Source organism: Polaromonas sp. (genome assembly GCF_031411155.1).
In the GTDB taxonomy this organism is placed as follows: domain Bacteria; phylum Pseudomonadota; class Gammaproteobacteria; order Burkholderiales; family Burkholderiaceae_C; genus Polaromonas.
This window is the reverse complement of the sequence record NZ_JANOAL010000103.1, coordinates 1-9,378: the sequence shown is the minus strand read 5'-3', so window position 1 is coordinate 9,378 and position 9,378 is coordinate 1. Positions and strand designations below refer to the sequence as shown.

11 protein-coding genes and 1 pseudogene are annotated in these 9,378 nt (G+C 67.1%); 9 read left to right on the top strand and 3 right to left on the bottom strand.

Translation table 11 applies throughout. The features are described from left to right. The 4 genes from RMO23_RS07310 to RMO23_RS07295 all read left to right on the top strand — a co-directional run. The coding region (locus RMO23_RS07310) for a DUF4331 family protein (RefSeq protein ID WP_309679982.1) at window positions 1-666 on the top strand (666 nt) is incomplete at its 5' end. Window positions 667-690: 24 nt separating this feature from the next. Beyond that, entirely contained in the window at window positions 691-972 is a 282-nt protein-coding gene (locus RMO23_RS07305) for a hypothetical protein (protein WP_309679980.1), read from the top strand. Window positions 973-1,087: 115 nt separating this feature from the next. Further along, window positions 1,088-2,242, top strand: a complete 1,155-nt coding sequence (locus tag RMO23_RS07300; protein WP_309679978.1) for a hypothetical protein — start codon at window positions 1,088-1,090, stop codon at window positions 2,240-2,242. Continuing rightward, complete coding sequence (locus RMO23_RS07295; protein ID WP_309679976.1) at window positions 2,239-3,432, top strand: HupE/UreJ family protein; 1,194 nt, start codon at window positions 2,239-2,241, stop codon at window positions 3,430-3,432. Before RMO23_RS07300 ends, RMO23_RS07295 begins: the two co-directional genes overlap by 4 nt. 181 nt (window positions 3,433-3,613) lie before the next feature. Here RMO23_RS07295 and RMO23_RS19690 read toward each other — a convergent pair. The 3 genes and pseudogenes from RMO23_RS19690 to RMO23_RS07280 all read right to left on the bottom strand — a co-directional run. Continuing rightward, a pseudogene (locus RMO23_RS19690) lies at window positions 3,614-3,712 on the bottom strand (enoyl-CoA hydratase); the annotation flags it as partial. A gap of 40 nt (window positions 3,713-3,752) precedes the next feature. Further along, window positions 3,753-4,055 (bottom strand): hypothetical protein, encoded by a 303-nt coding sequence (locus RMO23_RS07285; RefSeq protein WP_309679972.1) that lies wholly within the window; start codon window positions 4,053-4,055, stop codon window positions 3,753-3,755. A gap of 158 nt (window positions 4,056-4,213) precedes the next feature. Further along, complete coding sequence (locus tag RMO23_RS07280) at window positions 4,214-5,449, bottom strand: DNA polymerase IV (RefSeq protein WP_309679970.1); 1,236 nt, start codon at window positions 5,447-5,449, stop codon at window positions 4,214-4,216. Window positions 5,450-5,599: 150 nt separating this feature from the next. On the opposite strand from RMO23_RS07280, the gene RMO23_RS07275 reads away from it, so the two are divergent. The 5 genes from RMO23_RS07275 to RMO23_RS07255 form a co-directional block, all read left to right on the top strand. After that, entirely contained in the window at window positions 5,600-6,421 is an 822-nt protein-coding gene (locus RMO23_RS07275; RefSeq protein WP_309679968.1) for an alpha/beta hydrolase, read from the top strand. 423 nt (window positions 6,422-6,844) lie between these two features. Beyond that, the gene (locus tag RMO23_RS07270; RefSeq protein WP_309679966.1) at window positions 6,845-7,624 is read left to right on the top strand and encodes an SDR family oxidoreductase; all 780 of its coding nucleotides are present in this window, start codon (window positions 6,845-6,847) and stop codon (window positions 7,622-7,624) included. Window positions 7,625-7,651: 27 nt separating this feature from the next. Further along, entirely contained in the window at window positions 7,652-8,188 is a 537-nt protein-coding gene (locus RMO23_RS07265; RefSeq protein WP_309679964.1) for a cupin domain-containing protein, read from the top strand. Between the two features lie 11 nt (window positions 8,189-8,199). Next, complete coding sequence (locus RMO23_RS07260) at window positions 8,200-9,099, top strand: alpha/beta hydrolase (RefSeq protein ID WP_309679962.1); 900 nt, start codon at window positions 8,200-8,202, stop codon at window positions 9,097-9,099. Then, window positions 9,092-9,378 (top strand): helix-turn-helix domain-containing protein (locus tag RMO23_RS07255; protein WP_309679960.1); only part of this gene is annotated, 287 nt, incomplete at its 3' end. The genes RMO23_RS07260 and RMO23_RS07255, both read left to right, overlap by 8 nt.

The following is a 9,378-nucleotide window of genomic DNA, read 5'->3' as shown; positions in this document are numbered from 1 at the left end:
CCGCTGGTCAACGAACTGGTGATTGGCTTGCCGGACAAGGACAAGTTCAACGCTTCCAGCCCGAAAGACGATGGCCAGTTTCTGACCTATGTGTCCAACCCGACCTTGCCGGCCTTGCTCGGCATTGTGCTGGCCGGTGATGCCAAGGCGGTGGCGCCCACCAACCTGCCGCGCACCGACTTGCTGACCACCTTCCTGACCGGCATCACCGGCGTCAACAAGCCGGCCACGCCGACACCCTCGGAGATGCTGCGCCTGAACACGGCGATTGTGCCGGTGCAGTTTGCCGACCAGAACCGCCTCGGTGTGGCCGGCGAAGTGCTGCGTGTCGGCGGCACCGCCAACCTGGCGCAGGCCAAGGATTTGGCGGGCTTCCCGAATGGCCGGCGCCCCAAGGACGACGTGGTCGATATTGCGCTGGTGGCGACCGTCGGCGGCCTGTGCGCCATCAATGGTTCCAACGACGCGCTGAAGCTCAACTCGGTGCCCGGCGTCCCGTCGCTGACCTCGAAGTGCGATGGCACGGCCCTGACCTCGCTGATGGCGGCCACCGGACCCAACGGCTTGCCCAACGCGGCCAATATCCATGATGCGGTGGATCAGGCCACGGTGCCGTTCTTGAGCACCTTTCCCTACCTCAATACGCCCAACCCGGGTTCCCGCTAAGCCCAGGCGGCTCAAGGAGAAATCATGTTCAAGCTCAATTCAAGACTCATGGCGGGGGCGGCGCTGAGCGCGCTGCTGCTGGCAGGCTGCGGTGGCGGCGGCGGTGATGAGGTATCGGCGGGTGTGGCTGGCGGGGTTGGCGGTGGGGTTGGCACGCCGCCAACGGCCATGCAGCAGACCGTCAGCAACGTGTTCGACTTCATCAGCCAGATGATCGCCAACAACAGCGAAAACAGCGACCCGATCGACGTCAACGCGATGACGCTGGCGGCTGACGACACGTCCGAGCCGACTCCTTTCAATTAAACGGGGCGGCAAGGCCCGGCAGCTGGCGGCAGTCGGCGGCCGGGCTTTTTTTTGACCTGCCAGGCGCCGCCGCATTCGGCCCGGCCAGAATGCAGCCTCACCTACAACACGCACCATGCCTGACCTTTTGAAATACCTTGCACTGGCCGCCTGGCTGGTTGCGGCCCCGTTCAGTGCCCTGGCAGTGACCGAACTGCAACCGACACGCGACGACGACGTGCTGGAAGTGCTGCCCGCGGTCACGCGCAACCGCCCGGCGCAGGCGGCATCCGCGCCCAAAGTGGCCGACCCGTCAGCCGCCGCACGGCAGGCCCGGCAAGACATTGCGGTGGCGCGGCAGACCGGCGACACCCGCTATTGGGGCCGCGCCCAGGCGGCGCTGGCGCCGTGGTGGAACCAACCGCAGGCACCGGCGGAGCTGGCGGTGCTGCAGGCCACGGTGCAGCAGGGCCGGCATGAATTCGAGGCCTCGCGCCAGGTGCTGACGGCGGCGCTGGCGCGCGCGCCCGGCCACGCCCAGGGCTGGCTGAACCTGGCCGCGCTGGAGCGGCTGTCGGCGCGCTACGCCGAATCGCTGGCCGCCTGCGACGCCGTGGCCCGCGCCGGGCAGGCGCTGTATGCGGCGGCCTGCCGGCTCGAAACCCAGTCGCTGCAGGGCCGGCACGCCTCGTCAGTACCGGGTCTGCAGACCCTGCTGGCGCAAACGCCGGATGCCGGCCAGCGCAGCTGGCTGCTGTCCTTGCTGGCCGAAAGCCAGGAGCGCGCGGGCCAGGACAGTGCCGCCGCCACCGCGTACACGCGCAGCCTGGCGCTGGAGCCCGATCTGTACACCGCCATTGCCTACAGCGACTTGTTGCTGCGCAGCGGCAAGGCCGCTTCGGCCCTGCAGGCCTTGGCGCCCTTGCCCGAAACCGACGCGGTGGTGCTGCGCCGCGCCGCCGCCTGGCGCAGGCTGGGCGATGCGCGCTGGACCGGCGCGCGCGCCTTGCTGCGCGAGTACTCGGCCGAACTGAAGCGCCGCGGCGACGACCCGGCGCTGCATGGCCGTGAGCTGGCGCTGGCCGCGCTGTGGCTGGACGACGACGCGCCCGCTGCGCTGGCGCTGGCCCGCCGCAACCTGCTGCTGCAGCGCGAGCCGATTGACTGGTGGGTGGCGCTGCAAAGCGCGCAGCGGGCCAGGGATGCGGCAGCAGTGGCCGAGATCACGCAGGCGATCCGCCAGGCCGGCCTGCAGGATGCGCGGCTGGCGGCCATCAAGGCGGCCCCATGATGCGCGCGCTGGGGTTGGCCTGCCTCATGGGTTTTCTGTTGCTCGGCGGGCCAGGGGCCTGGGCCCACAAGGGCAGTGATGCTTACCTGGACGTGCAGCAGACCCCCGACGGCGCCGCTGCGGGCGCGGCGCAAGACTTGCGCTTCGTGCTGGCGATCGCCCTCAAGGACCTGGACCAGCTGCTGCCGATCGACAGCAATGCCGATGGCAAGGTGACCTGGGGCGAAGTCAAGGCCGCCCTGCCGCAGGTGCAGGCCTTGCTGAACCAGACGGCTTATACCCGCCCGGCGTGCCCGCTTGATTGGCAGCCCGGCGGCCTGGACCGGCGCAGTGACGGCGCCTACCTGCGGCTGGTGGCGCAGGCGCATTGCCCGGCGGGCCAGGCGCTGACCTTCAACTACAGCCTGTTCAAGGACCAGGACGCCACGCACCGCCTGCTGGTGGCGGGCCGGGTCGGCGGCCAGGACTTGCTGACCACGCTGTCGCCGCAGCAGTCATCCGGCCTGCGGCTGGGCGCGGGCACGGGCATCACGGCCGGCGCCGCAGCCGCGGCGCCTTCGGGTGGCGGGTCTGTGCTGGCCGAGTATTTCAGGCTGGGCGTGCATCATTTGCTGCAGGGTTATGACCACCTGGCATTCTTGCTGGCGCTGGTGCTGCCGCTGCGCCTGGCCCTCATGCGCAAGGCGCCGGGCGTGCTGGCGGTGGCCGCCGGCATCCAGCATCTCGGTGGCCGGGCCGGCAATGCCTGGTGGGCCCTGCTGCGCACCGTGACGGCCTTCACCGTGGGCCACACCATCACCCTGATGCTGGCCACCTTTGGCTTGACGCAGGCCTCGCCGGTGTGGGTGGAGCCGGTGATTGCGCTGTCGATTGCGGTGACCGCGCTGCTCAATCTGCGCCCGCTGCCGTGGCTTCGCACCGATGTGCTGGCGCTGCTGTTTGGCATGGTGCATGGCTTTGGTTTTGCCGGCCTGCTGCAGGAAGCGGCCGCGCCCAGCGGCTTGCTGCCGTGGGCGCTGGCCGGCTTTAACCTGGGGGTGGAGGCTGGCCAGCTGATTGCCGTCGGCGGCTGGGTGCTGCTGTCGCAACTGGTGGTGAGCCGGCCCTGGTACCCGGCGGTGGTGGTGCGCGGCGGCTCGGCGCAGCTGGTGCTGCTGGCCAGCTGGTGGTTCTGGCAGCGGGTCGGCTGATGCGGTACGTTGGCGAAATCGCCTGATGCTATAAAAATAATAGCTGTAAGCGCACGTTTTACCTGGGCTAGAGCCCGTTTTTATCGATTTCCTTGAAATGCTGGAGCGCCGGCAGCGGCGTGAACGCGCCGGCGCGCTTTTTCTTCATCGCCGTCACCGCCTCGCGCACCTGCTGGTGGCTCCAGATCGCGGCGCGGCGCGCCGGGCTCTGGTTGTCCATGGCCCTGCTGCCGGCAAAGGTTTCCAGTGCCATGCCCGCGCTGAAATGCTTGCCGGTGCTGAGGGTAAAGCAGGTGAGGGCGGTCATGCCGCCATGGTAGTCAACGCACCAGGTCCAGCCAGTCACACCTGAGACGCAGGCGCTCATGGGCGCGGGCGCGCAGGTGCACATACAGCTGCGGCGCCAGCACGCCGAGCAGGCACAGCGGATAGGCCCAGGGCGCATCAAAGGCGTAGGCCGGCAGCCAGCCGATCCAGCCCATCATCCACAGCGTGAGTACCGCCTCCCAGAGCTCGTGTTCGACCGGGTGCGCGCCATGCTGGGCCTGGTACCAGTTTTTGACTCGCTGCATCTGCCCCAGCGTGACAGGTTGCCAGAGCTGGCGACCGGAAAGGTTTGACATGGAACCTCCTTGCAGAAGCAGTGGATTGACCGGATGAGAAGCCGGGTGCGGAGCACTGCTCACAAGTTCACTGTAAGTTTCGTGAAAGGTGTTGTCAACGCCAGGGCGGTTTATTTTTTCGCTCCGGCGCCGTCCCGCCCGGGCCGCCCTTCCGGCGGCTAGAACAGCTGCTCATTTGCTATTGATTCAGGAGCAGACTGTGCGCTTTCTGCCTGGGCTGCAGCACTATTTGATGCTAAATCCGGGGTTTCACCGGTTTTTGCCAGCGTGGCCGCCCGCACGCCCAGCAGGCGCAGTTTTTTGTCCAGCGGCACCCGCTTCAGGCAGGCGCCGGCGGCTTTGCGAATGGCGCCGGCGTCGGCGGTGTAGTGGTCCAGCGTCTGGTCGCGCGTGGCGATTTTGAAGTCGTCATAGCGCAGCTTGATGCCCAGGGTTTTGGCCACGTAGCCCTTGCGCTGCAGGTCTTCGGCCAGCTTGCTGCAGAGTTCGGTAAAGATCGCGCCCAGCGCCGCCTTGTCGCGCACCGCGTGCAGGTCGCGCTCAAAGGTGGTTTCGCGGCTCATGCTGACCGGTTCGCTCTCGGTCACCACCGGGCGCTCGTCGCGGCCCCAGGCGGCCTCATGCATCCAGGCGCCGGTGGCCTTGCCGAAGTGGGCGATCAGCGATTGCGGGTCTTGCGCCGCCAGCTCGCCAATGGTCTGTATGCCCAGCCGCGCCAGCTTTTCACCGGCCTTGGGGCCAATGCCGTTGATCTTGCGCACGTTGAGCGGCCAGATGCGGCCTTGCAGGTTGGCCTCGTGAACAATCGAAATGCCGTTGGGCTTGTTGAACTCGCTGGCCATCTTGGCCAGCAGCTTGTTGGGCGCCACACCGACCGAGCAGGTCAGGCCGGTCTTGTCAAAAATCGCTTTCTGGATCAGCCGCGCCAGCACCCGGCCGCCTTCGCGCTGGCCGCCCGGCACGTCGGTGAAGTCGATGTAGACCTCGTCCACGCCGCGGTCCTGCATCAGCGGCGCAATCTCGGTGATGGTGCTTTTAAACAGCCGCGAGTACTTGCGCACTTCCTCAAAGTCGACCGGCAACACGATGGCCTGCGGACACAGCTTGGCGGCCTTCATCAGGCCCATGGCCGAGCCCACGCCAAACTGCCGCGCCGCGTAGGTGGCGGTGGTGATGACGCCGCGCCCCACATAGTCTTTCAGCAGCGGAAAGTCGGCCACCGGAATGAAGCGCAGCGCCCGCTCGCCCTGGGCCGCCAGCAGCTCGTCATCGACCTTGCGCCGCCCGCCGCCAATCACCACCGGCAGGCCCTTGAGCTGCGGGTAGCGCAGCAGCTCGATGGAGGCGAAAAAGGCGTCCATGTCGAGGTGGGCAATGCGACGCAGGGTTGACATCCGGCAAGCATAGCGTCGAACCGCGGGGCGCAGCGATGGAAGGGGCGGGCAGGCGTAGGCGGTCACTGACAGCTTTCCCGCCGGCCCGCTGATGGTTGCGGCGAAACGGCCCCCAAATACTTGGGGTTTAACGTTGCCAAGGCGCACCCCATGAACTACATCACCACCCTCGACCACACCAGGCTTTATGTCAAGGACTGGGGCACCGGTCGCCCCGTCATTCTGTTGCACGGATGGCCGCTTTCCGCCGACAGCTGGGACGACCAGGCGGTGGCGATTGCCCAGGCCGGCCACCGCGCCATTGCCTATGACCGCCGCGGCTTCGGGCGCTCGTCGCAACCCTGGACGGGCTACGACTACGACACGCTGGCCGACGACCTGGCGGCCGTGATCGAAGCCACCGGCGCGCAGGATGCGGTGCTGGCCGGTTTTTCAATGGGCGGCGGTGAAGTCGCCCGCTACCTGTCGCGCCACGGCGGCAAGGGCGTGTCCAGGGCGATGCTGATTTCCTCGGTGGTGCCCTACATGCTTAAGACCCCCGACAACCCCGAGGGCACCGACCAGGCCGTCTTCGACAAGATGACCGAAGCCATGAAGGAAGACCGCGCCAAATTCTTTGCCGGTTTTTTCAAGGGCTTTTTTGGCGTCGGCCCGATGTCGAATTCCGCCAGCGAGGAAGTGCTGCAATGGGCCCGCAGTGTCTCGATGCAGGCCAGCCTGAAGGCCGCGCTCGAATGCGCCAAGTCGTTCGCCACCACGGACTTTCGCGCGGACCTGGCCGCCTTCAAGGTGCCCACGCTGATCATTCATGGCAGCGATGACAAGACGGTGCCGATTGACGCGGCGGGCCGGGCGGCGGCAAGGGGCATTGCCGGGTCCATACTGCTCGAATACGAGGGCGCTCCGCATGGCCTGCAGGTCACGCACAAGGCCAGGCTGACACGCGACATGCTGGACTTCATCGGCCAATAGACCGATTCCCGGCTGCAGGCGCCACAGTCTGCGGCGCGCATCCAGGCATCCCCGTCCGTCACCATGGCGGGCTCTAGCCTTTCGTCCTTTGCCCGTGCACCAGGCGGCTGCGCGCACGGCGCTGCGCTTGCTTCACGCGTCAACGGCGAACCGCACCCACCCTCGAACCTGTTCACCTTAGCCCTGCATAGGGGCTGGGGTCGGATCTGTGTGCGCGCAAAACTAAGGGTTTTTACTAATGCAGATGCGAAAAAGCAGGATTAAGCTTCGTTCAGTGTTTCAGTAATTAATCGTTGTTTCATAAGTGAAACATACAACGCATCAGTCCTTGGAGGTTTTCATGCCTATCGTCGTTCGCAGCGAATTGCCTTTTTACCTCGCGGGGTCGCAAGACCTGGCGCCCGCCTGTGCGAGGCTGGCGTGATGGCGGCCAACAGCCAAACCAGCCCCACCGGCCTGGTGGCCGGCCGCCGCATTCTGGTGACGGGGGCGGCGCGCGGCCTGGGCTTTGCCTTTGCCCGGTCGCTGTGCCAGGCCGGCGCCCGGGTGGTGCTGGCCGACCTGCGCGAGGAGTTGCTGCAGCAGTCCGTGGCGACGCTGCGCGAGCAGGGCTTTGAGGTCAGCGGCGTCGCGGTCGATGTGGCCGACCCGGCTTCGATTGAGCGCTGCGCCGGGCAGGCCGTGGCCTTCCTCGGCGGTCTGGATGGCCTCGTCAACAATGCCGCCGTGACCGATTCCGGTGGTCGCGGCATGGACGACATCGAGATTGCCAAATGGGACCAGGTGATGAACGTCAACGTGCGCGGCACCTGGCTCATGACGCGCGCCTGCCGCCCGGCGCTGCGCGCCAGCGGACGCGGCGCCATCGTCAACCTGGCGTCGGACACCGCGCTATGGGGCGCGCCCAACCTGCTGGCCTATGTGGCCAGCAAGGGCGCGGTGATTGCCATGACGCATTCGCTGGCGCGTGAACTCGGCGCCGACAACATCACGGTCAACGCCATCGCGCCCGGTCTGGTGCTGGTGGAGGCGACCGAATATGTGCCCGAGGCGCGGCACCGTCACTACCTGGACCAGCGCGCGATTCAGCGCGAGCAACTGCCCGGCGATGTGTCGGGTGCGGTGCTGTATGTGCTGTCCGATTTGGCCCGGTTTGTCACCGGGCAGGTTCTTGCCGTCAATGGCGGCTTCGTCATGCGCTGAGCGCAATCAATTTCACAGGAGTAAACCATGAGCGATCTGTCTGAGCAGCAGCAACTCCCCAAGAGCTGGGATCAACCCGAGGGCACGAGCTTTGCCGCCTGGATGGAAGGCCGCGTGGCGCGCTTTTCCACCCGCAAGTACGACTTCGACGCGCTGAAGTTTCAGGCCGACTTCGACCCCAAATACCGCCGAGGCCAGATGCGCTACATCGGCACCGGCGGCACCGGCGTGGCCGCTGACAACAGCACGATTCCGGCGGAAAACTTCACCTTCTCGACCATGGTGATTCCGGCCGGCCACGAAGGCCCTTCGCATCTGCATGTGGACGTGGAAGAGGTGTTCTTCCTGATTCGCGGCAAGCTCAAGCTGGTCCTGGAAAAAGACGGCGAGCGCTTTGAAACCATTCTGACCGACCGTGATGTGGTCTCGGTGCCGCCCGGCGTGTACCGCGAGGAAATCAACATCGGCGACGAAGACGCGCTGATGTGCGTGATGCTGGGCGCCAGCAAGCCCATCACCCCGACCTACCCGGCCGACCACCCGCTGGCCAGCATCAAGCGCTGAGCGGCCACGCCATGAATGCCATCACCCGCACTGAGGCTGACGATCTGCTACAGGCGCCGCTGGCGCTGCTGCAGCGTCGTTTTGCCCAGCGCATCGTGTCGCTGCCCTCGGGCGCGCAGGTGGCGCTGCGTGAATGCGGCGTGGCCGGCGACGGCCCCAGCGTGGTGTTGCTGCACGGCATCAGTTCGGGCGCCGCCTCCTGGTTGCACGCCGCCTTGCTGGCCGGTGAACAGGCGCGTGTCATGGCATGGGATGCACCGGGCTACGGTGCATCGACTGCGCTGGCGGGCGATGCGCCGACCGACGCCGACTACGCCGCCCGCCTGCATGAGTTGCTGCAGGCGCTGGGCATCAGCCGCTGCGTGCTGGTCGGGCATTCACTGGGCGCCCTGATGGCCTGCGCCTATGCGCGCGGCCTGGGTGCCAGCCGGGTGGCGCGCGTCGTGCTGATCAGCCCGGCCGGTGGCTACGGCGCCGCCGCACAGACCGCTGCCCGCGCACGCGTGCGCAGCGAACGCCGCGAAGCGCTGCATACGCTGGGCGTCAAAGGCCTGGCCGAGCGCATCCCGCACCGCCTGCTGTCGCCGGCGGCCGACGCCGCCGCGCGCGCCTGGGTGCAGTGGAACAGCGCACGCCTGCAACCGGCCGGCTACCTGCAGGCGGTTGAACTGCTGTGCAGCAGCGACCTGGCGCGCAGCCAGGGCCTGGCCATGCCGGTCGAAGTGCATTGTGGCGATGCCGACGAGGTGACGCCACCCGCGGCCTGTCGCCGCTGGGCGGACCTGTATGACGCAACGTTTGCGCTGATTGAGGGCGCGGGCCATGCCAGCCCGATCGAACAACCCGAAGCGGTCGCCCGCCTCATCACGCGCGCCGCGCAGCAAGCCAAGGGAGACCCGCAGCATGGCTGAGATCACTGCAGAAGACAGCGGCGGCAACGACAAATACATCGTGCCCGCGCTGGAGCGCGGCCTGCGCCTGCTCGGCGAGTTCAGCCGCGACAGCCGCAGCCTGAGTGCGCCGGAGTTGGCGCGCCGGCTCGACCTGCCCCGTTCCACGGTGTTCCGGCTGCTCAACACGCTGGAGGGCATGGGCTTTATCGAGCGCACCGCCAACGGCAACGACTATCGCCTGGGCATGGCGGTGCTGCGCCTGGGCTTTGAATACCTGTCGTCACTGGAGCTGACCGA

Bases quoted from the DNA above. Each gene is read 5' to 3' on its own strand.
- RMO23_RS07300 (WP_309679978.1), top strand. From the start codon at position 1,088: ATGCCTGACCTTTTGAAATACCTTGCACTGGCCGCCTGGCTGGTTGCG.
- RMO23_RS07260 (WP_309679962.1), top strand. From the start codon at position 8,200: ATGAATGCCATCACCCGCACTGAGGCTGACGATCTGCTACAGGCGCCG.
- RMO23_RS07280 (WP_309679970.1), bottom strand. From the start codon at position 5,449: ATGTCAACCCTGCGTCGCATTGCCCACCTCGACATGGACGCCTTTTTC.
- RMO23_RS07265 (WP_309679964.1), top strand. From the start codon at position 7,652: ATGAGCGATCTGTCTGAGCAGCAGCAACTCCCCAAGAGCTGGGATCAA.
- RMO23_RS07285 (WP_309679972.1), bottom strand. From the start codon at position 4,055: ATGTCAAACCTTTCCGGTCGCCAGCTCTGGCAACCTGTCACGCTGGGG.
- RMO23_RS07295 (WP_309679976.1), top strand. From the start codon at position 2,239: ATGATGCGCGCGCTGGGGTTGGCCTGCCTCATGGGTTTTCTGTTGCTC.
- RMO23_RS07275 (WP_309679968.1), top strand. From the start codon at position 5,600: ATGAACTACATCACCACCCTCGACCACACCAGGCTTTATGTCAAGGAC.
- RMO23_RS07305 (WP_309679980.1), top strand. From the start codon at position 691: ATGTTCAAGCTCAATTCAAGACTCATGGCGGGGGCGGCGCTGAGCGCG.
- RMO23_RS07270 (WP_309679966.1), top strand. From the start codon at position 6,845: ATGGCGGCCAACAGCCAAACCAGCCCCACCGGCCTGGTGGCCGGCCGC.